Source organism: Moraxella sp. CTOTU47915, from assembly GCF_031986685.1.
In the GTDB taxonomy this organism is placed as follows: domain Bacteria; phylum Pseudomonadota; class Gammaproteobacteria; order Pseudomonadales; family Moraxellaceae; genus Faucicola; species Faucicola tetraodonis.
Genome location: NZ_DAMAAE010000013.1, coordinates 1 through 24,225 on the forward strand (window position 1 = coordinate 1; position 24,225 = coordinate 24,225).

The following is a 24,225-nucleotide window of genomic DNA, read 5'->3' on the forward strand; positions in this document are numbered from 1 at the left end:
TTGCTCTAGCCTTTGCTTATCATTGGCTGAAGCTTTGAATGTTCAACAGAACCTATAATAAAGTTTTATTCAGCCAGTTTTTATAAGATTTAAAAAAATCTATGATATCAATCATTTAACATAAATGACTTGGCAAACCTATCGCGAGATTACATTAATTAAGTTAACAACTTAGTTTACAAAAACTGCGGTTATATTGGCTAAAAGTGATAAGTAAGCCCTATTTTGGACACAGTTCGCGTTAGTTTGTTTAGCCTTAAGGTATTTATCGGGCTCTTAAGCTTCTGAAAAGTTTAATGTGTAATACTCTTTCATCTTTATCAACATCATGAGGTTAGAATTCTTGTCAACGTTAAGCACAAATATTGAAGTTGCCCATTTCGTGTTTGAGACCGTCATGCGCGTGCGCAATACCGAAATTGGATTAGGACAACATTTAACGGTTGAAAATTTGGTGGCATTGATTACCGAAGCCCGTTTTCGTTTTTTATATTCAAAAGGCATTAAAGAGGTTAATGCTGAGTACCAAGGCTTGGTCATTAATCATATCGAGACCCAAATCCTTGATCGGGCACGGGCGCGTGAAGAACTGTTATTTGAAGTCGGCGTGCAGCATTTAACCGATTTGGGTGGTGATTTTGTGTTTAAAGTCTCGCGGATGTTTGATGGGTCATTGGTGGCGTATGCCAAAATGGGCTTTGTGGCGTATGACTATCGTCAAAGCCAAGAAATCCCGTTATCAGCTACCATCAAAGAAGCCTTAGATGTGAAACCCTTTGAGATTTAGGGCTTGATGAATTATGATAAATGCACGCATCGCTTGATGGGTGCTTTTTTTTGGTTAGAGCTTGCATAGTATGATACAGGGCGCGAATATGGATTGGCTAGATACACTAAAATTTGATGACAATGGGCTCATGCCTGCAGTCGCTCAAGATTTTCATACAGGGCGCATTTTGATGATGGCATGGATGAATCGCGAGTCATTACGCCTGACTGCTGAAAAAATGCAAGCAGTGTATTGGTCACGCTCTCGCGGTAAATTATGGCACAAAGGCGAAAGCTCGGGGCATTTTCAGCAAGTCCATGAAATCCGCCTAGATTGCGATGCTGATGTGATTGTGTTGTCAGTCACCCAAGTGGGAGGGATTGCTTGCCACACGGGTCGGCAGTCCTGTTTTTATCGTCTGCTTGCCGATGACCACGGACAGCTACAATGGCAAATTACTGATGCGGTTATCAAAGACCCTGATGCGATTTATGGTGACGACGCTAAATCGACTCATGAACACTCGCTGCTTGCAAGCAATCCAACACAAACAAGCAATGCGCCACAAACGCCTACCACGTCAGCGGATATTTTAACCGCGTTAGATGAAGTATTGATTGGGCGTAAAGATGCCAATCCTGATAGCTCATACGTGGCAAGCTTATACCATAAAGGTATCAACAAAATCTTAGAAAAAGTCGGTGAAGAAGCCACCGAAGCCATTATCGCGGCCAAAGATATCAACATTGCCAACGATACTCCTTATGAGACCGTCGCCGATGATACCGCGGTAAAAGATTTGGTATATGAAATTGCTGATGTTTGGTTTCATACAATGGTCACATTGGCATGGTTTAATATACCGTCTTGGGCTGTCACCAATGAATTGGCAAGACGTTTTGGCTTATCGGGTATCGACGAAAAAGCCGCACGTCAAATCTCTTAAGTAATAGCCCTTAAGTGATCGCCCTTAAGTAAACGCCACTAAACAGTCGATAATTCCTGAGTATTGCTCGCTAACAGTGCGAAAAATTCGCCGTGTTTCACACAGTTTTTTGCACTGTTATGCCAACGCAATGGTTATGTGTTACACTGCAAATTCATATTGTCCTCACCCCTATTGTCAAGGTTAATCAAAGGATATTCTCATGGGTAGTTTCTCAATCACACATTGGTTAATTTTACTGGTTGTTGTTGTGGTCATTTTTGGCACCTCAAAACTGAAAAATGCCGGTAAAGATTTGGGTGGTGCCGTTAAAGGCTTTAAAGATGCGGTCAAAGATGAAAACGAACAGCATCTGAACAAAAACCGTGTCCTTGAACACGAAAAAGCTGAGCTCAATACCACGCAGACCCAACAAGATAAACATAACGTTTAAACCCTAGTCGTTACTTTTTTCTTTGGTTTTTAATTCCTAGCTGCCACGGTTGTTATGTTTGATATAGGTTTCTCCGAACTACTGTTATTTGGGGCGATTGCACTGATTGTGCTGGGCCCTGAAAAACTCCCCCAAGCGGCGCGTACTGCAGGTCAGTGGTATGCCAAATTCCGCCGTACGGTTGCAACATTGCAATCAGAAATTGAAGCTGAGCTTGACCTTGCCGAAACGCGCAAGCAAATGCAGCTTGAGCTGGAAAAAATCCGCCAAGCTGAAGTTGATATGAAGCGTGAGATGGAAGCCCTTCGCAGCAGTGTGAGCGAACTACAGCAACATGGCAAAGTGCCTTCGATGCAAGCTCACAATACCCAGTCGGCTGATACAACCCCTAATCTTGGTCATGATACTAACGCAGTTAGCCTACCTACTGAACAAACCAGTCATGAACCTCCCAGTCATGAACCAACCAATCATTTAGCTGAACCAACAACAGATACCACCGCGCTGTTACCAGACAAGCCACTAAACCATTCACTAGACAAGCCATCTGACGAATCTTCTCTGGTAGAAATCAAAGCAGATGATTATTTGCTGGGTCTAGAAGCTGATATCGAAGCCGATGCAGTGGCTAAAGACTTACATGAAGCCTTATTCGCTGCCACCGAGCCAATGTATTATCGTTGGTTTTTGCTCAGTGATTATGACCGTGTCAGACGTCTTCCCAATCCACCGTTTTTACCCAATTATCAAGCCGATCCGCTACTGCACCAGTTGCCAAGTTTGGGTGGAGTTGCCCAGTGACCAAGCTTATCAAAACCAAAAAAACGCCTGAACAATTAGCCATTGAACAAGCTAAAGATGATAAACCATCGCAAGACAACACTTTGGTAGATATGCCCATCACTGAGCATTTGATTGAACTGCGCCGTCATTTGATTCACGGTTTTGCGGCGGTGTTGGTGATTTTTTTGGCATTGGCGGGCTTTTCGCGGGAAATCTACGATATTTTTTCCGCCCCGTTAACGGCGTTGTTGCCAGTCAATTCTTCTATGATTGCAACCGATATCACTTCGTCATTTTTGGCACCGATTAAATTGACGCTGTATCTGGCTGTTATCTTGGCGATGCCGTATATTTTGTATCAGATTTGGTCGTTTATCGCACCAGGGCTGTATAAGCATGAAAAACGTATCGCCCTACCCGTGCTATTGTCATCGGTGATTTTGTTTTATCTGGGGATTGCGTTTGCTTATTATGTCGTGCTCAAAAGCGTGCTGGCTTTTTTTATCAAATTCTCCCCCGACAATGTGCTACCGATGACCGATATCGAAAGCTATCTAAATTTTGTGCTCAAGTTGTTTTTGGTGTTTGGGGCGACCTTTGAGATTCCTGTGTTGACACTGCTACTGGTGCTGGCTGGGGTAGTGACGGTGGATAGCTTGGCGCAAAAACGCCGTTACATCATCGTGGGTTGTTTCGGTATTGCGGCATTGGTGACACCGCCAGATGGCTTATCGATGGTGATGCTGGCTATCCCGATGTGGTTATTGTTTGAACTCGGTCTAGTCATGGCGCGAATATTGGTGAAAGAAAAAGCGTTATTACAGAAAGACCGCTAATCTGGCTGGATAACGCTAAAGCCTAGTCAACCTCTCATTCATCCCCACTTAGTAAATAAAGGCTAGTAAATAAAGGTTTAGTAAATACAGGTTGAGTAAATAAAGGAAACTGAGCAAAACTTGCCAAATTTTGCTAAAATAGCTCACTTTTCTTTTAGCAATGGCCTTATGTCAAACCCCAGCGTTATCCCCACCCAATCCCCTGTCCACAGCCCGACCCAACGCCCAACGGGGGAGCAGCAGCAGGCTGTCGATATGGCACTCACGCGCCAGTCGTTTAAGGTGGTGGCGTATGCAGGCGCAGGCAAAACCACCACGCTTAATTTAATTGGTAATCAGCTACGTGGTCGTGGGATTTATTTGGCATTTAACAAAGCGATTGCTGCAGAAGCGCAGCGCAAATTCCCCCACCATGTCGACTGTCGCACTTTTCACTCATTGGCATTTCGTCATACCGCTCGCGATATCACCGCAAAGCTGCAACTACCGCGTTTTTCTCCCGGTCGCCTCGCCTCAGATTTGGGCTTGACGCCTGTGCAAGTCAAACGCCAAATTGAAGGAAAAAGCCAGTTTGTAACCTTAACGCCAGAGCGACAAGCGCGATTTGTGTCCGATGCGGTGAGCACGTTTTGTAGTACCCATGCCAGTTACCCCGCGCCGCGTCATTTGCAGTTTCCTGACTGGTTGGTTGCCAGTGAAGCTGAGCAGCTGCGCGATACCTTATACCCGTATGTAGAGCGCCGCTGGCAGCAATCGATTGACCCGCGCCACCCTGCGGGGATTGGGCATGATATTTACCTCAAACTCTGGGCGCTATCCAAACCGGTGATTCCTGCGGATTTTATCTTATTTGATGAAGCGCAAGATGCCGACCCCTTGATGATGGGGATTTTGTCCAATCAGCCCAACCAAGTTATCTATGTGGGTGACGCGCATCAGCAAATTTATGAATGGCGCGGCGCTGTCAATGCCATGAAGCGCCTGCCGCTACCCCAAACCTTGCTTACCCAATCGTTTCGATTTGGCGACCAAATTGCCGATGTGGCGAATGGGTTTTTAAAAGCGCTACAAGAAGAGGTGCCCCTGCGCGGTAATCCTGCGATGGCGTCCACCTTAGGCAAAAGTATGGTGCATGGTCAAAAAGATGCCATTCTCTGCCGTACCAATGCCAGTGCGATGGTCAATCTGTTATCTGGGCTTAAAATGGGACATAAAGTTGCGCTACAAGCCGATACAGAGCGTTTGCTCAAATTTAGCCAATCTGCCGAACGCCTAAAAAAAGGACAAGCGGCGTATGGTGTGCCTGAGCTTGCCTATTTTAATAATTGGCGCGACGTGCAGGATTATAGCGAGACGAACGAAGGCAGCGATTTAAAAACTCTGGTCAAACTGGTGGATGAACATGGCACCGAAACGCTAAACCAAGCAATTAACAGCTTGACTACACTGGATAAAGCCGACTATATCATCTCTACCGCGCATAAAGCCAAAGGGCTAGAATGGTCGCGGGTGCAAATTGACAATGATTTTTATTATGATGTGACTTCTCAGGCGGTAAAAATCTCCCCCGAAGAGCTGCGCTTATTGTATGTCGCCTGTACCCGCGCCAAAGTGAATTTGGATATTTTTAATATTCAAGATTTGATTCACGGACTCAAAGATAAAAAGGTGATTTATGGCTAGTCACTTATCGCAATTTCGCCCTGATTTTACCCAGCCGCAAATCGTCCTTGCGCCGATGGAAGGACTGACCGACCCATTGATGCGGGATATTTTGACCAGTATCGGGCATTACGACTGGACAGTAAGTGAGTTTATTCGCGTCACCCAGCACGTCCTGCCCGCGCATGTGTTTTATAAATTTGTACCCGAACTTTTGCATGAGGATGGTTTAAAAGGCAAAACCATTCACGGCACGCCAGTACATGTGCAGTTACTGGGCAGTGAGCCCGACTTGATGGCAGGCAATGCCGTCAAAGCGGTCGAGCTTGGTGCGTTAGCCATTGATATTAACTTTGGTTGCCCTGCTAAAACTGTCAATAGTCACCGCGGTGGCTCGGTGTTGCTCACCGAACCTGAAACCTTATATCAAATCATCCATGCAGTACGCCAAGCCGTGCCATCAAATACGCCTGTATCAGCAAAAATCCGACTCGGCTATGAAGATACCTCACTAACCCAAGAAATCGGCGATGCGGTGCAATCAGCCAATGCCAGTTGGCTGACCATCCATGCCCGTACCAAAACCCAAGGCTATAAACCCCCAGCCTATTGGAAGTTAATCGCGCCCCTAACACAGCGGCTGGGCTTACCGATTATTGCCAATGGCGAAATTTGGCAGACTGAGCAAGCCATGCGTTGCCGCAAACAAGCCAACACCCCACATATCATGCTCGGACGTGGTGCGGTCACTCGTCCTGACTTAGTCAATCAAATCAAAGCGATGGATAAAGGTGACAGGGTAAAAAACATGGCTTGGCAAGCGCTACTCAAGCTACAAATTGCGTTTTTGCAAGGACATGCCCGTAGCGACAATATGCTGGTGGGACGTTACAAACAATGGCTTGGCATGTTGACCCAAGGCTATGAAGAAGCCAACGAGCTTTGGCAAAACGTAAAGAGACAAAAACAGCTTGAGACCATTGTTGCGATGTTGCAAGCACAATGCCAAGCTGGCGATTGCTCATAGCAAATTAGCTCAACCGTATCGCTAAATAAAACAACATCAGCGGACAGGCTAGGCTAAGCGACCAAATAATTGAGCGAAAAGTTGCCCAATTGGCAATATATGCCAACCCATAAATAATCCGTAATATCACATACAACCACGCCAACTGGCTCACCACTGACAGCGGTACAAAAAATAGCAATGCCACAATTACCGCTGCCAAGAATACCGGCAAGGTTTCATAGCTATTTTGCTGGGCGGCATTGGCACGCGCTGCCGCGCCCGTTTGTTTACCCAAAAACTCGCGCGGATTGGCATTGTCTTTGCTTTTAAATCCGCCAAAGACCTTTGCCAATATCGCAAACACCAAGGGCAATAAACTGGCAACCATCATTGCCAGCACCACGCTGCTATTGGTGGCAGGGATAGCATTCAAATAGGAAAACATGCCGTTATTCCCTACCCTTTAACCGTTTCATGAGTCATTTTACTAGGGGTTTCATCAATGATTTCGTAGTCATGGGTGATTTTGACACCGCCATTTTCTAACATACGACTGGCTGAGCAGTATTTTTCTGCCGATAATTCAATGGCTTTTTTAACCTGCGCTTCTTTGATGGCGCTGCCTTTGACCACAAAATGCAAATGAATATCAGTAAATACCGCAGGAATCGTGTCGGCACGCTTAGCCGATAGCTGGCACTCAACATCGCTCACCGCCTGACGGGCTTTTTGCAGGATACTGACCACATCATAACTGGCACAGCCGCCAAGCCCCATCAAAACCATTTCCATGGGTTTGGCACCCAATTTTTCCGTTGAATCCATGATGATTTTATTGCCGTTTTCGGTCACGGCTTCAAAATTAATGTCTTCGTTTTTTAACCAATTTACTGTTGCTTTCATACTATCCCCAGATGCTTATAATTTTCAAAAAAATGTTTTGTATAAAATCAAGCGGTATTATGCGCTTTTTATGTCCGTGAAACAATTTATAGCAAATAAACATTACACTTTTGACATAAAAACTGGTTTAATAGTGGGTAATAAAGGCAGTGATTACATTGTCCATGTTTTTTAGCAATAATAATAAAATAAGCGTCTGTTGGTAGAGATGGGTTTATTCCCGATGATTTGATTGACCAAAACTTTAATAATGGTCTGCAAGGATGTGTGTAAACCTTGCGACCCAAAAAACTTGATAATGTGATTGCCTGCCGATTTTAACCATTAAATTGAAGGTAATCGTCATGATTGATGCAGACGGCTTTCGAGCCAACGTAGGTATCATCTTGGCAAATACACACGGACAAGTACTGTGGGCAAAACGCGTGGGTCACGATGCTTGGCAATTTCCACAAGGTGGCATTGATTTTGGTGAAACGCCGCTTGATGCAATGTATCGAGAATTGTGGGAAGAAGTTGGACTGTATCCTCAGCATGTCAAAGTGTTGTCACAAACCCAAAATTGGCTGCGTTATCGGTTGCCAAAACGTTTTGTACGACAAGGACAATATCCTTTGTGTATTGGACAAAAACAAAAATGGTTTTTGCTCCAGCTAGATGAGAACAATGTAGAACATATCCGTTTTGATACGGCAAAACCTGAATTTGACCGCTGGGAATGGGTCAGTTACTGGTATCCACTTAACCAAGTGGTGGCATTTAAACGTAATGTATATCGCCGCGCCTTGTTTGAGTTATCACCGCAGTTGCCACTCAAGAAAGAATTGTTACTACCCAAAAACGTAAAAATTCATTCCTATTAAACCTAAACAAATAAACCTAAAAAAGCTCACTTCGGTGGGCTTTTTTATGGCGTATTGTTGGTGACTGCCTAGTATTGCCCTATTCCAGCCAATAAAAAACCCTTCGCAATTGCAAAGGGTTTTTGATAATAAGCAATTAAACTTATTTTTTGTTACGACCTGCAAATGCGCCGAAACGTTTGTTGAAGCTTGCCACACGACCTTCGTTTTGGGTTTTACGTTGTTCGCCGGTATAGAATGGGTGTGAGGCACTTGAAATATCGAGTGCGACGTATGGGTATTCTTTACCTTCGTATTCGCGAGTTACTTTTGATTTGATAGTCGAGCGAGTTAAAAAGTAAACGTCAGCGTTGGTGTCGTGGAATAAAACTTCTTGATAAGCTGGATGGATATCTGCGCGCATGGTTAGGTCTCTAGTCATTATCCTGCCCTTTGGTCTGCAGTTAGTATGCGTGGCGTGAATGTTTATTTTGCTAAAAATTCACCCAAACACCCAACCGATTAAAGCCAACACAGGATGGATTGATAAAATTGGAAGCCGAATTTTACTGGATTTACTTTATTTTTGCAAGTTATTTCCACTGCAGCCATTTTGTGAGGCTTGTATTTTCACCCGCTAACAGCATCCATTTTTGCGGTTGTTTAACATGCGCGTCGCTCACGGGTGGCACTTCAAGCACGAGCAGCTCATCGCGGCGAAATACATGACACACGGCAGGGTCTTCACTAATTGTTTGGGTTTTAGCCGTAGATTTTAGCCATTTTTCGCTCGCCTTTAACCCATCAATTGCCACGATGACGTCATTAGCAGAAATCCCTGCAGCGGCGGCTTGGCTATTTCGCACAACACGTTGCACTTTTAACCCAGTAGGGTCGCTCATATATTTCATGCCCCAAGTAATATCATCGTCTTTTTGCTCAATACTCACACCCTGTGCTGACAACAGTTCAAATAGCGGTAATTCTGTCGTGCCATCGATATAATTGGCTCTAAAATCTTGCCAAACCTCTTTGGGTAAGCATTCATTCATGACGTCATCTAGATTGGCGTCCGTCATACCAAAACGGCAATTATCTTGGGCTTTGGCTTTGTCATAAAAAACTTTTATCACATCAAAAATACGTTTGCCATGGTTTATCAAAGTCAAGTCCAAACATAATGCCACTAGCGCGCCTTTATTGTAGTAGCTAATCCCGGCGTTGGCGGTGTTCTCATCGCTACGATATAGCTTTATCCACGCATCAAAGCTTGATTCTGCCACGCTTTGCAAGGCGCGTCCGTGGGTTTGATAGTAACGATTGATTTGTTCAGCAAGCAGCTTTAGATAGCTATCTTGCGAAATAACCCCGCTTTTTTGTAGCATAAAATCATCCACATAACTGGTAAAGCCTTCAAACACCCATAGCAAGGTGGTGTAAGTCTCTTGGTTAAAATTGGCGGTTAAAAAAACTTCGGGACGCACAGTTTTAACCCACCAGGCATGAAAATATTCATGGCTACACAAGCCCAAAAAGCGTTGATAACTCTCGCTTGGCTCAGCTTGTTCAAAAAATGTGGGTAGGTCATCTCGCGGGGTAATCAAGCTGGTACTGGCAAGGTGCTCAAGCCCGCCATAGTCGCTTGAAGTTGCCATGGTCATAAACAGATAATCATCAAATGGCGTATCACCGAGCCAATCGACATAGCTTTGACAAATTTTGCTAAGGTCAGTTTCTAGTCGTTCAAGGTCGCTGTGCTGTACGCCAGAAATCACAAATCGGTGTGCAACGGTGTTTTCACCACTTTCTACATTGAACCAAAATTCTTCTTGCTCAGCAATTTCAAACGGGCTGTCGGTGAGTTGCTCGTAGTTGTCGGCAGTTAGCTGATAGATGGTTTGTTTGGCTTGTTGGTGCATTTTTTCCGGTAAGGCGGTGGCTAGACTGACTTCCACACCGTTTACCTCATAAAAATCTTGCGGGCAAATGAGTTCGGCTTTAATCGCTTGGTTTTCTTGCCCTTGTACCGCTAATGCTAGGGAGGTGAAGTTGCCGTACAGGCGAGTTTCATCGACATACGCCCCACGCACCGATAAGTCATAAGCATAAACTTCATAAGTGACGCTAATGCGGTCGCCTTGTTTGGCGTGGATTTGCCAGTGGTTTTTATCAAGTTTTTTAAGGCGTTGATTGTTATTGGCATTGGGGTCATGGATGGTGGCGGTGACTGCCGTAATGTGTTTGCTAAATTCTCGAATCATGTAACTACCCGCAATCCAAGCAGGTAGCCAAACGATTGGGTTGTCGTTGTCCGCAGTAAAGGTCAATGTGACATCGACAAGGTGTTCACGAAATTTTTTAAAATCGAATTGGTAATGAATTTGGGACATTTTTTATCAGCTTTTTAGTGATTATATTCAAACATTGAAATAGGGTTACATTTTAGCAGATTGATTTTAGGAATTTGCAACTTTTACGGCTACCACAACCCTATCTCATAGCGAGATGGCTTTTTTTATGGCTTTGATAATTACAGCTTGAATCGTTACCGCTTGAATAGTTACAGCTCGCCAAATTTTAATTGCTGATGCCACAGTTGATAATCTGGCATGACTCGTGCCACTTGCGCCCAAAATCGTGCCGAATGATTGGGCTCAATCAGATGACAAAGCTCATGCACCAACACATAATCCGCGCAGTCTGGGGGAAATTGCGCCAGCCAAACCGACAAGCGAATGGTTTTGGCTTGGGTGCTACAACTGCCCCATCGGGTCTTCATGGTGTAAGGCGTGATGCTATTGGCGGATTTACCCACTTTGTCTTGCCAAAACGCTTGGCGGTTTTGGATAAATTGAGTGAGCCAAAATTTATAAATATGGCGTAAGGTTTTGCCAACATCCACTCGCGCCAGCTCGCTTGGTTTTATGTGGTGCTTTAACAATAAGTCTTTAAGCACAACCTGTTGCCCTTCAAAATAAATGTTGCTTTCAAGGGTCAAATTTGCCAAATCTTTGACATCATTGATATAGGCAGGTTTTTTGGGTTTAAGTTCTTTGAGTTTTCGTTGTTTTTGCTGACAGTCGATTGCCCATGCAAGGCGATGTTCAAGCGATTGCATCAGCAGGTGTTGTGGCATACGCATGGGATAAGACACGCTGAGCAAGCTGGTAAACGGTGCTTCATCAATCGATTTGATACGAAAGTTGATATGTTTGACCCGTTTGCTTTCAATCGCAAGTTTGATACCTTGCTCAGCGTAGGCGGTGAGTACAGTTTGCATAAATTTTAGCAATTATTGACGCAAATAATGCTCAAAAATCGCCCCAAAGTCATAATTACGAATGGTCTTTAAACGCTCGCCATAGGCATTTTCTACTTGTGCGACAGTTTGGTTGATGACATCCGGCAAGTTAAGCACCACGTTTTCTGACAGTTCGCGTAAGCTAAACATATTGGTGACGGTATTAAAGGATTTTTCTAGCACCGTTTCTTCATGGGCAATGCGTTTGCACTGCTCGCTAATCGCAGTCAGCACCTTATAGATGTCACGGATTTGCTCGATTTGATTTTTGTCGATATCAATCGAAAATGCCATACCGCCCAAGCTAAATTTTAGCTCAGCGTCCATATCCATCGTGCCTGCCGTCTCAATCATGATATTGGCGGGCTGAAAATTGCGGTACGGATAGCGTTTTAGCAGGCGTTTTTTACTGGTCGCCGACTGCCCATCAAGGTGGATAAAGGCGACATTGGTAAAGCAATATTCGTCCATTTTTGACTTAATCACAAAATAAATGCGCTCGTTATCTTCGTGAAAAATATAGTCATCAATATCGGTTTGGTTAAACTGGCTCGGTGGGATGATTTTACCGATGTCACTCAAACCCAATGCATCTGAGGCAAGATTTTTAAACATAGCCACTTCCTGTTTTATCCATAAAAATTGTTAAAAACGCTGTCTGTGCGAAAAACTGTTTTCGATAACATAACACAAATATCACATTGGCAACATAGATGTCATGCTGATTACTGGCTATGATAGCGACATAACACTGATAATAAACAATAAATGAAAATTAAGGAACAAAAATGAAAGCCAAACCAACATCTAGCAATTTGACCGATATTGATTCGGATAGTTTTACTGTGCAATTGGATGATGAATCCTTGTCATCAAGCCATATTGAAGCGGGTGAAAGTGGTTTGACCCCGATTCATCGCCAAAATATTGATGAGCAGCGGATTGATGAATTACTGGTTGAGGATAGCTTTAGCGAAGAGCACTATCCGACTATTGGTGATATCGCTGACCCTGATGCCGCAGATGAAAGTTATAAAGACTGATTTTCTGTACTAAAATTTTTTGTATTTAAAGGTCAAAAATAAATGCCAAAAAGGTTGGTAAGCTACCAACCTTTTTTATTGGCTTGTTATTAATAAGGCTCGCTATTAATGCGATTAATAATCCGCTTTAATCTCAAGCTTTAACAATAAGTCTTAATACCATCCTTGCAGATTTTGTTGCCACGCTTGCACGTGTGGCAATGCCAATGATTCAAACAAGTCAATATGCGCAGCATCTACATTAAGTGCAGGGATATAATGATAATCCCCACCGCCATTGGACTGGAATGTCTCTCGATTTTCGACTGCCAACTCTTCTAACGTCTCTAAGCAATCTGCCGAAAATGCCGGACTTAGCACCTGCACTGACTTGATCCCTTGCTTGCCCCACTCGGTTAAGGTGACATCCGTATAGGGTTTGACCCATTCTTGCTTACCAAAGCGTGATTGAAAACTACATTCCCACTCATGACGCTCAAGCCCCAGCACTTGCGCCAAATGCGCTGCCGTACAGCGACAGCGTCTGGCATACGGATCGCCTTTTTGCTCATACGGCTCTGGAATCCCGTGAAAACTCAATAGCAATTTTTCAGGTTTGCCATGTTCAGCTTGGAAGCGTTTGACGCTCTCAGCCAAGGCTTGGATGTATTGCGGATGAGCAAAATAATCTTTGACAAAGCTGATGCTGGGTAAATTACGCTGCTTAAGACCCCATTTGGCGACGACATCAAACACCGCGCCAGTGGTGGAACCGGAAAACTGCGGATAAGCTGGCAATATCACGATTTGCTCTACTTTTTTGGCAGTTAGCGCCGATAGCACGTCCGTTAACGCAGGTTTGCCATAGGTCATGGCAGCATGGACGCTTACTTTGCAAGGCAGTTGATATTGATCAAATCGCTGCTGCAACAAGTCCACTTGGGCAAGCGTGATTTTACGCAGCGGGGAATCGCCATCCCACACGCTAGCATAGGCGTGGGCAACCCGTTTGGGGCGACTGCGTAGCACAAACAAGTTTAAGATGATTTGCCAGATAAACTGCGGGATTTCAATCACGCGCGGATCGGACAAAAATTGTTTGAGATAGCGGCGCACCGCTGCTTCAGTCGGCGCATCGGGTGTTCCCAAATTCACAAGGACAACGGCAATTTCAGGTGGATTGCTTGGCTTCATAATTTGTGTGTAATCCAAAAAAATCATAAAAAAAGTGGGGTTAAGATTAGCATATTTACTAGGGCGCGCGTACTGGATAATCACCTGAAATTGCGCAATTATTGCATTTTTTAAGCTATATTTGAATCAATGACAACCTATCCCACCCATGACCAGTAGCGCATCCACTAGGCGGGAATTTTGTTTAGATGATACTGGGCTTTTAACAGGACTTTTAATAGGCCTTTCAAAAATTGCGTTTTGTGAGGGGCTGCTAACCGATTCACCGTCTGCTTGGTGGTTATGCTGATTGGGCTGTTGGTTTTGATAGTGGTTTTGGTGGCTGTTTAGATGACTGACGGAGTGATGGCTTTGATGATGGCTGACCATCGTGGCGCTTGTGACTTGACTAGCATTAGCAGCCAAAACCGCTGTTGCCTGATAAAACATCGGCTGATGAAACGCTAAATACGTCAATGCCAAAAATCCCGTGAGCGCCAATCCCGTGAGCGATAGGAATGTATGGTGGGGTGATGATGCTAAATTTGGCATTTGAATTCCAAGTTGTGATAACCCATATAAACCCTTACAATAGCTATACTTTTAATGCGTTATCAATCAAAAATTAGTGAGAAAGCGGGTGAGCACACAGCAACACAAACCACATGCCAAGATTTTACCTGAAGCTGAATTGACTGTCCCCAAAAATTTTGACGACGATCATCCTATTAGTTTTGCCAAATCTGGTGGCAAATCTGTGGGTATCGTCACACCGCAAAAAATTCATTTTGATACCCCATTGACACTAGAATGCAATCGCACGCTGCCATTTTTTGATTTAATGGTGGAAACTTATGGCGAGCTCAACGCCGATAAATCCAATGCGATATTGATTTGTCATGCGCTATCGGGCAGTCATCATGCGGCTGGCTATCATAGTAGCGATGATAAAAAAGCCGGCTGGTGGGATACTTTTATCGGTCCTGGCAAAGCGATTGATACCACGCGTTTTTTTGTGGTGTGTCTTAACAACATTGGTAGCTGCTACGGCTCGACCGGTCCAACCAGTACCAACCCAGAAACCGGCAAGCCGTATGGTCCAGATTTTCCCTTAGTCACCATCAAAGACTGGGTAAAAACACAAGTCATGCTCTCTGACTATCTGGGCATTGACATTTGGCATGCCATTGTTGGTGGCTCAATGGGCGGCATGCAAGCCATGCAGTGGTCAATTGACTATCCGGGTCGGCTGAAAAAATGTGTGGTCATTGCCAGCACGCCGAAGCTGTCTGCGCAAAATATCGCCTTTAACGAAGTGGCACGCCAATCGATTTTATCCGATCCTGATTTTTGCGAAGGACGCTATATCGAGCAAGGCAAAATCCCCAAACGCGGCTTGATTTTGGCGCGTATGGTCGGTCATATCACTTATCTCACCGATGAAGCGATGCGGGTGAAATTTGGACGCGATTTGAAAGCCGGCAAGCTGATGTTCAATTACGATGTAGAATTTCAAGTGGAAAGTTATTTACGCTATCAAGGTGAGCAGTTTAGTGAACGGTTTGATGCCAATACCTATTTGCTGATGACTAAAGCCTTGGATTATTTTGACCCGGCGCGTGGCGCGATTGCGGATGACAGTCTTAATGATAGCTTGACTGATACCGATGCGCTACGGTTGGCATTGGCAAATACCCAATGTAAGTTTTTAATTATATCCTTTACCACCGATTGGCGGTTTAGCCCAGAGCGCTCGCAAGAAATTGTGGATGCGCTAATTGCCAATGGTAAGCCCGTAAGCTATATCAATATCGATGCCGCCTATGGGCATGATTCGTTTTTGTTTGATATCCCGACCTATCGTCAATCGGTATTTAATTTTTTAACGGCTTAACTTAGATTTAACGAGAATTGAATGAAAATCGACCATCAACTTGCCGAACGCTGGATCAAACCCAATGCCAAAGTCTTAGATTTAGGCTGTGGCAACGGTGATTTACTCGCGCATTTGCAAAACAGATTGGGCGTGTTTGGCTATGGTATCGAAATCGACCAAACTAAAATCAATGACTGTATTACCAAAGGCGTCAACGTCATTGAGCAAGACTTAAATGATGGGTTAGCGCGGTTTGCCGACGCAAGCTTTGACACGGTGGTGATGGCGCGCGCCCTACAAGCGGTCAAAGAGCCCGACCAACTACTTCTCGATATGGTACGGGTTGGCAAAGAAGTGATTGTCACTTTCCCTAATTTTGCGCATTGGCAAAACCGTATTCACTTGGGTATCAAAGGCATGATGCCAATGTCTGAAGCCCTGCCGTTTGCTTGGTACAACACGCCCAATATTCACTTGTGTACCTTTAAAGACTTTGAAAAGCTGTGTGATGACAATGACATCCGCATCATCAATCGTTTTGCGGTACAAGAAAGTGAAAAGCCCTACCCTTGGGCATTGGCGCAAATCATCCGCAAAAACCCCAACTTACTTGCCGATGTGGCAATCTATCGTGTTACCAAAAACTAAGCTGTTTTATCGCTGATTCTATGCCTATGGAAATTTGGTCAGCGGATAAATTACCGTCTAATCTAACAATATGTCACAAAAGTAAAGCCCTACACGACACCAAACGTCGCAAGTGTTTGTTTCCCCTGTGAAATATTGTAACAACTGTTTACATTTTCACTTAAATATTTGAAACGCAAAGCAAACAGTGTTAACCTAAAACAATCAAAAGATTGCGTTATCCTATTAAAACATAACGAATGGCTAAATCATTGTAAAATTTAAGATTTTCTGTTAATTCGTTTACCTATTTATTAAGTTTATTTTATCTAAACCTAGGCAAGCTTGCGATGGCTGCAGCTTGATACTCGGAGTTGGTTATGAAATTATTGAAAGTCACCGTATTAACTGCATTTTTAAGCTTATCAGGCGTTGCAAGCGCCGAACTGGTTGCCAATATTCCACTCAACGGCTCACGCTATGACAGCATGGAACCGATGGAATTACTTAGCCAAGCTAAAACTGGCAACCAACAAGCCCAATTCTTCCTAGCCAAACGCTACCAAAAAGGTCTCGGCATTCAGCAAAACTTCCAACAAGCCATCCAGTGGTACACCACCGCCGCCAAACAAGACATTGCACCTGCACAATTAAATCTTGCCATGATGTATATTCGTGGTGAAGGCGTGCAGCCTAATGCTGGGCAAGCGCGTTATTGGTTAGAAAAAGCAGCAAAACTTGGTGATAACCGTGCCAGCTATACCCTAGCCATGCTGGATGAAAAAGAAAAGAAATTGGTCGATGCCTATAAATGGTATGACCTAGCCGCTCGTGACGGCATGCTATCAGACCAAGTACGCACCCGCGCGCAAAGTAAAATCGGTCAATTGGCATTAAACTTGTCATCACAAGACATCGCCACTGCACGTAGCCGTGCGGATTCTTGGTTTCAAAGCAAGTAAATTTAATACAACGAATGTTTGGTTAAGTGTTAAGCTAGCCATTAAAGTTTATGAAACCCTAGTATTTACTAGGGTTTTTTGTTTTTATGGGTTAAATTAATCAAGATTGCTCGGCGCACATTGATTGTATAAAATCGCTCATTTATCCTCTGTTGCCGTAAAACCACCGACTTCAGGCGGTGGATATAAGGCAACTCCGTAACCATGCTTACGCACAAAATTTTGCTAAATGTGTTAAAATAAACCCATGAAAACACTCAAGTTACGCATACGAGATAAACAAGTAGACCAATTAAACCGCCTAAGCGGTGCGGTCAATTTCGTGTGGAACTACGTCAATGATTTGAGTTACAGACACCTACAAAAAACTGGCAAATTCTTTTCAGCTTATGACTTGAACGAATACACCAAAGGTAGTGGTGAGTTACTAGGCTTGCATAGTCAGACCATCCAAGCCATCAACGAAACCCACGCCAAAAGCCGTAAGCAATTCAAAAAAGCTAAGTTATCATGGCGAACCAACAACCCAAACTCTAAGCGTAAAAGCTTGGGTTGGCTACCATTTAAACAATCTGCCATTAAGCATATTGCCACGCACCAAACTGGTAAAAAGGGCTTAAAATCAACACTACAACTAAGCCTAGCCAAAGGACAAAAGCTAATCATCGACCTATGGGACAGCTACAACCTATCGCTTTACCAAATCAACACCCTTGAGGTCGTGCAAGACAGCCGTAATCGTTGGTATGCCTGTGTCACCGTCAAAGACTATCCCAAACAATCATGTGGTACTGGTAGTGTTGGCATAGACTTAGGCTTAAAGGAAAGTGCCACCACCTCAAACGGTGACAAGCTACAAATCAAGCAAACGCTTAAATATGCCAAAGCGTTAGCTACCGCCCAACGTGCCAAAAACAAAAAACGTGTCAAAGCGATTCATGCCAAAATCAAACATACACGGCAAGACCTAATTCACAAATTCACCACACGACTAGTTAAAGACAATGCCCTAATTGTAGTTGGTGACGTTAAAACCAATCAATTTAACAGTAAAAAAGGCAAACTAGCCAAATCGGTTTACGATGCAGGTTGGTTTGAACTCAAAAGGCAACTGACCTACAAATGCGAGAACGCAGGTTGCCGTTTTGAAATCGTGAATGAGAAATACACGACTCAGCGATGTTCGTGTTGTGGTGAAATCACCGACAATAGTCCGAAAGGTAGAAAATCGCTTGGAATAAGGGAATGGACTTGTGCATCGTGTGGCACATGGCATGATAGAGATATTAATGCTGCTAAGAACATTCTTGCGGTCGGGCTTGACCGTCTTGCAGAAGAAATCCCCGAACGATAGGGAGGGGAGGAAGTCAACAGTATATGTGGTATGCCGATATGGCACTGGCTGCCTTGGCTGCTGTGCTCAATCTGCCGATTCAAGAGCCGAAAATAATGAAAGCTATAAGCTAATCTGTTGTTTTACTCTCTCTTTAAAATATTGGCGTGATTTTTCATCCAACCCAAGATAGCGATTTTTGCTTAAGGTTAAAAAATGACTATCTTGGTCAACTCCGATAAATTTTCTACCAAATAAATTGGCAGCAATACCTGTTGTCGATGAGCCTGTAAATGGGTCAAGCACGACATCATTAGCTTTAGTAGACGCCAAAACAATCCTTGACAACAATCCTAACGGTTTTTGCGTAGGATGTTTGCCAAATTGCTTTTCCCAACTTGATACCGCAGGCAGTCGCCAAACGTCTTTCATTTGTTTGTCACCATTGAGCGACTTCATTAATTCATAATCAAAGTAATGCGGAATTTTTGGGGTTTTTCTTGCCCAGATTATCCATTCAGTTGAATAGGTGAAATAGCGACAAGAAAAATTTGGCGGTGGATTGGGTTTTTCCCAAGTTATCATGTTTAAGATTTTAAAATTGAGTTGTGATAATACTCGCCCTAGCGTAAAAATATTGTGGTGGGTTCCACTCATCCAAATCGTGCCATTATCTGCCAACATTCGCTTTGCTTGGCTTAGCCAATCATAAGTAAAAATATAGACTTCATTATCATCACTAAATTTATCCCATTCGCCCTTATTGACAGATTGCACCATGCCATTTTTTACCGTTAACCCGTCATTGGATAAAAAATAAGGCGGATCAGCAAAAATCATATTGATAGATTTATCATTGATTGTCGGCAAAATGTGTAAGCAATCACCTTGCAACAGCGTAAAATCCTGTAGTTCTGACTGGTAAAAAATCATTCCATCATATCCGCAATAAAGTGCAATATTGACGCGATATCATAACTCCCTTCTAAAAATCCCATATTTTCACAACCATCAGGAATGAAAACCGTCTGGTTTTCTAACCGACTATCCAAGCTAAGCATTCGCAAGGTATTCACAATTTTGCCTTTGATGCCTTCATCCGCTAGCCATTCACAATCATCATTGAACTTGTAAGCAACATGCATGTCAATAATTCCAAAATAACACTTATTGTGTGTAGTTAATTTTAATCAATCAGTGAGAATAACGCAATGGAAAATGACATTTTAATCAAGTTTGGGCAAAAAATTCGCCAACTGCGCAAAGCTAAAAATCTCAGTCAAGAGCAGTTAGCAGAACTGACAGGGTTTCATCGTAACTATATTGGGATGGTCGAACGTGGCGAGCGAAATCCTGCACTAATCAATATTGAGATTTTTGCTAACGCGTTTGATTTGTCGTTAAGTGAATTATTTGATTTTAGGGGAAAAAATGAAACTAATTGATGTATTTGATAAATTGCCAGCCCTTTATCACAAGCCATTTTCACAGCTTAAACTTCAAGAAGATTTAACCAGCTTTACAATTAATAAAGGTAATACGGGTCAATTCTTACAACAGCTTTTAGACATGCCAAACAATAGCGATTTGACCGATTTTGAAGATGGTGAGTTAAAAACCAATAAAGCAGATAGCAACGGCAAACCTAGAGAAACCATGTTTATTACCCAAATCTCTAAAGATTTTGATAGTTTATTTTTTAATGATACTGTAGAAAATCGCTTACTAGCCAAAATAAGTAATTTGCTTTATCTGCCTGTTTGTAAAAACAGTAAAGAGCCTAATGATTGGTATTTTTTACCTGCGTATCACATTAATTGCAAAGAAAATCATGATTTGTTTCAACAATTTCATGATGATTTTGAAACAATAAAAGCAAAAATCTTGCATGATTTGGAAAATTCATCCGACAAATTTATTCATACTTCAAACGGCAAATATATCCAAATTCGCAGTAAAGATGCAAAGAGAGCGAACGGGCAATATAATCCAATATTTTGCACCACGCTTGATCGCCATGTATCCAATAAAAACCATGCATTTTATTTTAAAAAGGAATTTATGCTAGATATTCAAAACGGTACTATCAAAGCCGATAAAATTGTTTAGAGATTAATAGTTCCGTATTAACAACTCATTGACGGCTTGGCGACTGGTTGATTTTGCCCCAATAGCACGATTAGCCGTTACTCGCTCGATATTAAAATCTTGATAGAGTGTGTCAAAGAAATCATCATACTTGCTGTGCGTCTTTGGGTCGGAATTACTTAATAAAAACTGATGCCCCAACTTATCAATTTTCTGGCAAAACTCATGCAGCCGACGTTGCTCACTGTCATCAAAAACTTGATGAGAATACGCAGTAAAACTTGCTGTTTCGCTAATCGGGCGATAAGGTGGATCAAGATAAAACCAGCAAGGTAAGTTGTTTGGTAGCGCTTTAAGCGTTTGCTCGTAGTCACCCTGTAAAATCACGACTTTTTGCAACGCGTCAGAGACTGCAAGTAATAATGCTTTATCCAAAAAAACGGGTCTTTTATAACTACCTATTGGCACATTAAACTGATTTTTTTTATTAACTCGATATAGCCCATTAAAACTGGCTTTATTCAAAAATATAAATAAACTGGCTTGCTTGACTGGATCAAGATTTCTTTGATTGAAACTTGCACGTTTAGCATAAAAATAAGGCGTTTTTGCATCTTTATCTAACAACTTATCATAATCTTTTTGCAAGTTATCTAACTCAATCATTAACTGTTGAACATCTGCCTTGATAACCTGATAGACATTTATTAAATCTTCATTAAAGTCATTAATAATAAGTTTTTTTAGATACTTTAAGTTAGATAATGCCCAAAAACTGACCGCACCCCCACCTAGAAATGGCTCAATCATACAGAAATCTTGATTGGCTGTATAATTTGGCAAACGTGCTTGTATATCACCGATGAGTTGTGATTTACCGCCAGCCCATTTTAGAAAAGGTTTAAGTTGAGACATTTTTTAAATTTGAACATCGAATCAAAAAGGAAAGGCATTATAGCACAGCCGATTTTTATCCTTTCAATGAACTTCAATGCAAATTGATGTGTTAAAATTTCGAGCAAACCTGTCACTCATTATAAAAATATGCCGACCCTTACCCAACAATCCCCTGCCAAAATCAATCTATTTTTACATATTACCGGTAAACGCCCCGACGGCTATCACAATCTACAAACCGTATTTCGGCTGATAGATTTGTACGATACGCTCACTTTTAGTCATACGGATAAAACCATTGGCGACAACTTGCCCGTCACCCTTACCAATGCCGAGCACGTCACCGACAACCCTGCCGACAATCTGATTGTTAAAGCGGCCATTGCCTTATTAGCCTTTGCCAAAAAATATCAAATCTTGAATGACTCACAAATCGCCCAATTACCGATTGTTGATATTCACCTCGATAAACACATTCCGATGGGGGCAGGCTTGGGCGGGGGTTCGTCTAATTGTGCGACAGCCCTGATAACACTCAATACCTTATGGCAACTAGGATTGAACAATGAGCAGCTACGCCTCATCGGCGCAAAACTGGGCGCCGATGTACCGATATTTATTTTTGGCAAAGATGCCATTGCTGAAGGCATTGGCGAGATTTTAACGCCAATTGATTTGCCTGCGCAGCAATTTTTATTGTTAAAACCCGATGCCCATATCAGCACGGCTGAACTTTTCGCCCATCCGCTGCTAAAACGGGATTGCGCAAGCCTTTCTCATGACTATTTGCAAAACCATTGTCATGCCTTTACCAATGAGCTAACCGATGGCTTTACCAATGTTTTTGAACCTGTGGTATGTGCCTTATCTGCAGACGTCAACGCCGCGATGAATGTTTTAAGGACGCTTGCCGCCACCACCCACACCACACCGCGCATGACGGGCTCAGGGAGCTGTGTGTTTTTGCCAGTACCTAGCGATTTTGATAAAAACACCATCAAACACTGGCTACAATCCTCACCGTTTCAGGCGTATTGGGTGCATACGCTATAATAAATTTTTGATAAATCAACAATTGCAAAAATTTTGATATTTATGCCCAAAAAAAGCTTGCAATTTTATGTTTTTTGGTTAAAATATCGCTTCCAATATAGGGGTATCGCCAAGTTGGTAAGGCACCAGGTTTTGATCCTGGCATCCGTTGGTTCGAGTCCAGCTACCCCTGCCATATTCAAAGATGTACAGGTTTTGTTGTGCATCACATAGTAAAAATTTTGTCATAAAATCTGCGTTGTTCAAGATATTTTACATTGACAAAATCGCCTAAAATCGGTATAGTTCGCACCGTCACAGGGGTATCGCCAAGTTGGTAAGGCACCAGGTTTTGATCCTGGCATTCGTTGGTTCGAGTCCAGCTACCCCTGCCATTTTCTTTACTAACCCATTTTTAGTAGTTGACGTAATGACGTTTTTCTCATCCTAATTGTAAAAGTTAGTTGATGAGTTTTTTTGTTTGATGAAACCGTCGTTGGTCTAGAAAAATAGGACTTGTATATGCCTTATTTGGCGATTTTTACCGGAAATGCCCATCCAGAATTGGCAAAAAATGTCACCAATCACTTACATATTCCGCTGGGACGTGCCGATGTGACGCGTTTTTCGGATGGTGAAGTCGCGGTTGAAATCCAAGAGAATGTACGTGGTAAAGACGTCTTTATCCTACAATCAACTTGCTCACCGACCAATGACAATTTGATGGAAATCATGGTAATGGCAGATGCCTTGCGTCGTGCCAGTGCAGGTCGCATTACGGCAGTGATGCCCTATTTTGGTTATGCACGTCAAGACCGTCGTCCTCGCTCAGCGCGTGTGCCTATCTCAGCAAAAGTGGTCGCTGATATGCTCAATATTGTGAGCATTGACCGTGTCGTTACCGTGGACTTGCACTCAGACCAGATTCAAGGTTTTTTTGATATCCCTGTAGACAATATTTACGGTACGCCGGTTTTATTTAAAGATTTACGTGAGCAAAAATACGATAACTTGATGGTGGTATCCCCTGACGTGGGCGGTGTGGTGCGTGCCCGTGCAATGGCAAAACAGTTAGGCGATGCCGACATGGCAATTATCGATAAACGCCGCGCCAAAGCCAACGAATCAGAAGTCATGCATATCATCGGTGATGTTAAAGACCGTGATTGCGTGATTATTGATGATATGGTGGATACCGCAGGTACCCTGTGCAAAGCCGCTGCCGCATTAAAAGAACGTGGCGCGCGCCGGGTGGTGGGTTACATCACTCACCCAGTATTGTCAGGTAAAGCAATCCAAACAATTGCAGCGTCAGTGCTTGATGAGCTTGTCGTAACCGATACCATTCCACTGTCAGATGCCGCAAAAAACACGGGCAAAATTCGCCAAGTGACCATTGCCCCTATGCTGGCTGAAGCGCTACGTCGTATCAACAATGAAGAATCATTGAGTGCGATGTTTGACATTATGTAGGTAATTTTAGGCAATGTTAGCCAGCATGTGGAATGCGGGCTTATCGGCTACGCCCATGTTGCTATTATTAACTTGCTATTTACAAAATAATTGTTAAAGTTTTGCTATTTTTTTGAAAAATGGCGTATAACGCATAAATTGGTCGCAAATTTATGCTTTTTTTCACTCGCTAGTCACTTGCCAATCTTTTTAACTAAAGCTTTGTAAGTAGAGCTTTGTAAGTAAAGGCAAAAAGCCAAGTCATACTGACAAGGCACC

General features: G+C 43.0%; 28 protein-coding genes and 2 tRNA genes. 19 read left to right on the plus strand and 11 right to left on the minus strand.

Going from position 1 to position 24,225, the window contains the following annotated elements; all coding sequences use genetic code 11:
- Window positions 1-343: 343 nt before the first annotated feature.
- The 7 genes from RTL34_RS09770 to RTL34_RS09800 all read left to right on the plus strand — a co-directional run bounded on the left by RTL34_RS09770 (window position 344) and on the right by RTL34_RS09800 (window position 6,456).
- Window positions 344-787 (plus strand): acyl-CoA thioesterase, encoded by a 444-nt coding sequence (locus RTL34_RS09770; protein ID WP_144918248.1) that lies wholly within the window; start codon window positions 344-346, stop codon window positions 785-787.
- Window positions 788-875: 88 nt separating this feature from the next.
- Entirely contained in the window at window positions 876-1,715 is an 840-nt protein-coding gene (gene hisIE, locus RTL34_RS09775) for a bifunctional phosphoribosyl-AMP cyclohydrolase/phosphoribosyl-ATP diphosphatase HisIE (RefSeq protein WP_256999120.1), read from the plus strand.
- 202 nt (window positions 1,716-1,917) lie between these two features.
- Window positions 1,918-2,148: a Sec-independent protein translocase subunit TatA gene (gene tatA, locus RTL34_RS09780; protein ID WP_007117213.1), complete on the plus strand. Its 231-nt coding sequence runs from the start codon at window positions 1,918-1,920 to the stop codon at window positions 2,146-2,148.
- 54 nt (window positions 2,149-2,202) lie between these two features.
- On the plus strand, window positions 2,203-2,949 hold the full coding sequence (gene tatB, locus RTL34_RS09785; protein WP_312116568.1) for a Sec-independent protein translocase protein TatB: 747 nt from the start codon (window positions 2,203-2,205) through the stop codon (window positions 2,947-2,949).
- Between the two features lie 92 nt (window positions 2,950-3,041).
- Window positions 3,042-3,767, plus strand: a complete 726-nt coding sequence (gene tatC / locus RTL34_RS09790; protein WP_312116639.1) for a twin-arginine translocase subunit TatC — start codon at window positions 3,042-3,044, stop codon at window positions 3,765-3,767.
- Between the two features lie 168 nt (window positions 3,768-3,935).
- Entirely contained in the window at window positions 3,936-5,450 is a 1,515-nt protein-coding gene (locus tag RTL34_RS09795) for a UvrD-helicase domain-containing protein (RefSeq protein WP_312116571.1), read from the plus strand.
- Window positions 5,443-6,456 (plus strand): tRNA dihydrouridine synthase, encoded by a 1,014-nt coding sequence (locus RTL34_RS09800; RefSeq protein WP_312116573.1) that lies wholly within the window; start codon window positions 5,443-5,445, stop codon window positions 6,454-6,456. Before RTL34_RS09795 ends, RTL34_RS09800 begins: the two co-directional genes overlap by 8 nt.
- 4 nt (window positions 6,457-6,460) lie before the next feature.
- Here RTL34_RS09800 and RTL34_RS09805 read toward each other — a convergent pair whose 3' ends face one another.
- Together RTL34_RS09805 and RTL34_RS09810 are read right to left on the minus strand one after the other, a co-directional pair.
- Window positions 6,461-6,883, minus strand: a complete 423-nt coding sequence (locus RTL34_RS09805; protein WP_312116575.1) for an MAPEG family protein — start codon at window positions 6,881-6,883, stop codon at window positions 6,461-6,463.
- Window positions 6,884-6,894: 11 nt separating this feature from the next.
- Window positions 6,895-7,341 carry an OsmC family protein gene (locus RTL34_RS09810; RefSeq protein WP_284034524.1) on the minus strand — a complete coding sequence of 149 codons (447 nt, stop codon included), beginning with the start codon at window positions 7,339-7,341 and terminating at the stop codon, window positions 6,895-6,897.
- A gap of 344 nt (window positions 7,342-7,685) precedes the next feature.
- On the opposite strand from RTL34_RS09810, the gene RTL34_RS09815 reads away from it, so the two are divergent.
- Complete coding sequence (locus RTL34_RS09815) at window positions 7,686-8,204, plus strand: RNA pyrophosphohydrolase (protein ID WP_036596083.1); 519 nt, start codon at window positions 7,686-7,688, stop codon at window positions 8,202-8,204.
- 142 nt (window positions 8,205-8,346) lie between these two features.
- Here RTL34_RS09815 and RTL34_RS09820 read toward each other — a convergent pair whose 3' ends face one another.
- The 4 genes from RTL34_RS09820 to RTL34_RS09835 all read right to left on the minus strand — a co-directional run bounded on the left by RTL34_RS09820 (window position 8,347) and on the right by RTL34_RS09835 (window position 12,099).
- A complete protein-coding gene (locus RTL34_RS09820; protein ID WP_007117222.1) occupies window positions 8,347-8,607 on the minus strand; it encodes a type B 50S ribosomal protein L31 in 261 nt (86 codons plus the stop codon).
- 169 nt (window positions 8,608-8,776) lie between these two features.
- Window positions 8,777-10,573: a M61 family metallopeptidase gene (locus RTL34_RS09825; protein WP_312116582.1), complete on the minus strand. Its 1,797-nt coding sequence runs from the start codon at window positions 10,571-10,573 to the stop codon at window positions 8,777-8,779.
- A 170-nt stretch (window positions 10,574-10,743) separates the two neighbouring features.
- Window positions 10,744-11,463, minus strand: a complete 720-nt coding sequence (locus RTL34_RS09830) for a M48 family metallopeptidase (protein WP_312116583.1) — start codon at window positions 11,461-11,463, stop codon at window positions 10,744-10,746.
- Window positions 11,464-11,475: 12 nt separating this feature from the next.
- Window positions 11,476-12,099, minus strand: a complete 624-nt coding sequence (locus RTL34_RS09835) for a PH domain-containing protein (RefSeq protein WP_312116584.1) — start codon at window positions 12,097-12,099, stop codon at window positions 11,476-11,478.
- Window positions 12,100-12,272: 173 nt separating this feature from the next.
- Between RTL34_RS09835 and RTL34_RS09840 the strand changes: the two genes are divergently transcribed.
- Entirely contained in the window at window positions 12,273-12,527 is a 255-nt protein-coding gene (locus tag RTL34_RS09840; protein WP_007117228.1) for a hypothetical protein, read from the plus strand.
- A gap of 153 nt (window positions 12,528-12,680) precedes the next feature.
- Here the strand turns inward: RTL34_RS09840 and hemH are convergent, their stop codons facing one another.
- Together hemH and RTL34_RS09850 are read right to left on the minus strand one after the other, a co-directional pair.
- A complete protein-coding gene (gene hemH, locus RTL34_RS09845; RefSeq protein WP_312116587.1) occupies window positions 12,681-13,700 on the minus strand; it encodes a ferrochelatase in 1,020 nt (339 codons plus the stop codon).
- A gap of 126 nt (window positions 13,701-13,826) precedes the next feature.
- A complete protein-coding gene (locus RTL34_RS09850; RefSeq protein WP_312116589.1) occupies window positions 13,827-14,231 on the minus strand; it encodes a hypothetical protein in 405 nt (134 codons plus the stop codon).
- Window positions 14,232-14,406: 175 nt separating this feature from the next.
- Here RTL34_RS09850 and metX point away from each other — a divergent pair, with 175 nt between their 5' ends.
- From metX to RTL34_RS09870, 4 genes are all read left to right on the plus strand, one after another.
- Window positions 14,407-15,573 (plus strand): homoserine O-succinyltransferase MetX, encoded by a 1,167-nt coding sequence (gene metX / locus RTL34_RS09855; protein WP_312116642.1) that lies wholly within the window; start codon window positions 14,407-14,409, stop codon window positions 15,571-15,573.
- A 21-nt stretch (window positions 15,574-15,594) separates the two neighbouring features.
- The gene (metW, locus tag RTL34_RS09860) at window positions 15,595-16,203 is read left to right on the plus strand and encodes a methionine biosynthesis protein MetW (protein ID WP_312116591.1); all 609 of its coding nucleotides are present in this window, start codon (window positions 15,595-15,597) and stop codon (window positions 16,201-16,203) included.
- A 359-nt stretch (window positions 16,204-16,562) separates the two neighbouring features.
- On the plus strand, window positions 16,563-17,144 hold the full coding sequence (locus tag RTL34_RS09865) for a tetratricopeptide repeat protein (protein WP_159374058.1): 582 nt from the start codon (window positions 16,563-16,565) through the stop codon (window positions 17,142-17,144).
- A 247-nt stretch (window positions 17,145-17,391) separates the two neighbouring features.
- Window positions 17,392-18,498 (plus strand): RNA-guided endonuclease InsQ/TnpB family protein, encoded by a 1,107-nt coding sequence (locus tag RTL34_RS09870; protein WP_312116593.1) that lies wholly within the window; start codon window positions 17,392-17,394, stop codon window positions 18,496-18,498.
- 102 nt (window positions 18,499-18,600) lie between these two features.
- Here RTL34_RS09870 and RTL34_RS09875 read toward each other — a convergent pair whose 3' ends face one another.
- Entirely contained in the window at window positions 18,601-19,410 is an 810-nt protein-coding gene (locus RTL34_RS09875; protein WP_203171374.1) for a DNA-methyltransferase, read from the minus strand.
- Window positions 19,407-19,622, minus strand: coding sequence for a hypothetical protein (locus RTL34_RS09880; protein WP_203171373.1), 216 nt, complete (start codon window positions 19,620-19,622; stop codon window positions 19,407-19,409). Before RTL34_RS09880 ends, RTL34_RS09875 begins: the two co-directional genes overlap by 4 nt.
- Window positions 19,623-19,688: 66 nt before the next feature.
- Between RTL34_RS09880 and RTL34_RS09885 the strand changes: the two genes are divergently transcribed.
- Window positions 19,689-19,922, plus strand: coding sequence for a helix-turn-helix domain-containing protein (locus RTL34_RS09885; protein ID WP_060994455.1), 234 nt, complete (start codon window positions 19,689-19,691; stop codon window positions 19,920-19,922).
- Window positions 19,909-20,586: a PDDEXK family nuclease gene (locus tag RTL34_RS09890; RefSeq protein ID WP_060994454.1), complete on the plus strand. Its 678-nt coding sequence runs from the start codon at window positions 19,909-19,911 to the stop codon at window positions 20,584-20,586. Before RTL34_RS09885 ends, RTL34_RS09890 begins: the two co-directional genes overlap by 14 nt.
- Window positions 20,587-20,589: 3 nt before the next feature.
- Here the strand turns inward: RTL34_RS09890 and RTL34_RS09895 are convergent, their stop codons facing one another.
- Window positions 20,590-21,480, minus strand: a complete 891-nt coding sequence (locus RTL34_RS09895; protein WP_065254104.1) for a DNA adenine methylase — start codon at window positions 21,478-21,480, stop codon at window positions 20,590-20,592.
- Between the two features lie 129 nt (window positions 21,481-21,609).
- Here RTL34_RS09895 and ispE point away from each other — a divergent pair, with 129 nt between their 5' ends.
- The 4 genes from ispE to RTL34_RS09915 all read left to right on the plus strand — a co-directional run bounded on the left by ispE (window position 21,610) and on the right by RTL34_RS09915 (window position 23,967).
- A complete protein-coding gene (ispE, locus tag RTL34_RS09900; protein ID WP_312116597.1) occupies window positions 21,610-22,515 on the plus strand; it encodes a 4-(cytidine 5'-diphospho)-2-C-methyl-D-erythritol kinase in 906 nt (301 codons plus the stop codon).
- A gap of 99 nt (window positions 22,516-22,614) precedes the next feature.
- A tRNA-Gln gene (locus RTL34_RS09905) sits at window positions 22,615-22,690 on the plus strand.
- Window positions 22,691-22,813: 123 nt separating this feature from the next.
- Window positions 22,814-22,889: transfer RNA gene (locus RTL34_RS09910), tRNA-Gln, on the plus strand.
- Between the two features lie 127 nt (window positions 22,890-23,016).
- A complete protein-coding gene (locus RTL34_RS09915; protein ID WP_007117244.1) occupies window positions 23,017-23,967 on the plus strand; it encodes a ribose-phosphate pyrophosphokinase in 951 nt (316 codons plus the stop codon).
- The last annotated feature ends 258 nt before the right edge of the window (window positions 23,968-24,225 follow it).

Coding starts and splice junctions, on each gene's coding strand:
- RTL34_RS09810 (WP_284034524.1), bottom strand. CDS start 7,341: ATGAAAGCAACAGTAAATTGGTTAAAAAACGAAGACATTAATTTTGAA.
- hemH (WP_312116587.1), bottom strand. CDS start 13,700: ATGAAGCCAAGCAATCCACCTGAAATTGCCGTTGTCCTTGTGAATTTG.
- RTL34_RS09820 (WP_007117222.1), bottom strand. CDS start 8,607: ATGCGCGCAGATATCCATCCAGCTTATCAAGAAGTTTTATTCCACGAC.
- tatC (WP_312116639.1), top strand. CDS start 3,042: ATGCCCATCACTGAGCATTTGATTGAACTGCGCCGTCATTTGATTCAC.
- RTL34_RS09800 (WP_312116573.1), top strand. CDS start 5,443: ATGGCTAGTCACTTATCGCAATTTCGCCCTGATTTTACCCAGCCGCAA.
- RTL34_RS09885 (WP_060994455.1), top strand. CDS start 19,689: ATGGAAAATGACATTTTAATCAAGTTTGGGCAAAAAATTCGCCAACTG.
- tatB (WP_312116568.1), top strand. CDS start 2,203: ATGTTTGATATAGGTTTCTCCGAACTACTGTTATTTGGGGCGATTGCA.
- RTL34_RS09895 (WP_065254104.1), bottom strand. CDS start 21,480: ATGTCTCAACTTAAACCTTTTCTAAAATGGGCTGGCGGTAAATCACAA.
- RTL34_RS09865 (WP_159374058.1), top strand. CDS start 16,563: ATGAAATTATTGAAAGTCACCGTATTAACTGCATTTTTAAGCTTATCA.
- ispE (WP_312116597.1), top strand. CDS start 21,610: ATGCCGACCCTTACCCAACAATCCCCTGCCAAAATCAATCTATTTTTA.
- RTL34_RS09795 (WP_312116571.1), top strand. CDS start 3,936: ATGTCAAACCCCAGCGTTATCCCCACCCAATCCCCTGTCCACAGCCCG.
- RTL34_RS09805 (WP_312116575.1), bottom strand. CDS start 6,883: ATGTTTTCCTATTTGAATGCTATCCCTGCCACCAATAGCAGCGTGGTG.
- RTL34_RS09830 (WP_312116583.1), bottom strand. CDS start 11,463: ATGCAAACTGTACTCACCGCCTACGCTGAGCAAGGTATCAAACTTGCG.
- RTL34_RS09870 (WP_312116593.1), top strand. CDS start 17,392: ATGAAAACACTCAAGTTACGCATACGAGATAAACAAGTAGACCAATTA.
- RTL34_RS09815 (WP_036596083.1), top strand. CDS start 7,686: ATGATTGATGCAGACGGCTTTCGAGCCAACGTAGGTATCATCTTGGCA.
- hisIE (WP_256999120.1), top strand. CDS start 876: ATGGATTGGCTAGATACACTAAAATTTGATGACAATGGGCTCATGCCT.
- RTL34_RS09915 (WP_007117244.1), top strand. CDS start 23,017: ATGCCTTATTTGGCGATTTTTACCGGAAATGCCCATCCAGAATTGGCA.
- RTL34_RS09875 (WP_203171374.1), bottom strand. CDS start 19,410: ATGATTTTTTACCAGTCAGAACTACAGGATTTTACGCTGTTGCAAGGT.
- RTL34_RS09850 (WP_312116589.1), bottom strand. CDS start 14,231: ATGCCAAATTTAGCATCATCACCCCACCATACATTCCTATCGCTCACG.
- RTL34_RS09835 (WP_312116584.1), bottom strand. CDS start 12,099: ATGTTTAAAAATCTTGCCTCAGATGCATTGGGTTTGAGTGACATCGGT.
- RTL34_RS09840 (WP_007117228.1), top strand. CDS start 12,273: ATGAAAGCCAAACCAACATCTAGCAATTTGACCGATATTGATTCGGAT.
- tatA (WP_007117213.1), top strand. CDS start 1,918: ATGGGTAGTTTCTCAATCACACATTGGTTAATTTTACTGGTTGTTGTT.
- RTL34_RS09825 (WP_312116582.1), bottom strand. CDS start 10,573: ATGTCCCAAATTCATTACCAATTCGATTTTAAAAAATTTCGTGAACAC.
- RTL34_RS09880 (WP_203171373.1), bottom strand. CDS start 19,622: ATGCATGTTGCTTACAAGTTCAATGATGATTGTGAATGGCTAGCGGAT.
- metW (WP_312116591.1), top strand. CDS start 15,595: ATGAAAATCGACCATCAACTTGCCGAACGCTGGATCAAACCCAATGCC.
- RTL34_RS09890 (WP_060994454.1), top strand. CDS start 19,909: ATGAAACTAATTGATGTATTTGATAAATTGCCAGCCCTTTATCACAAG.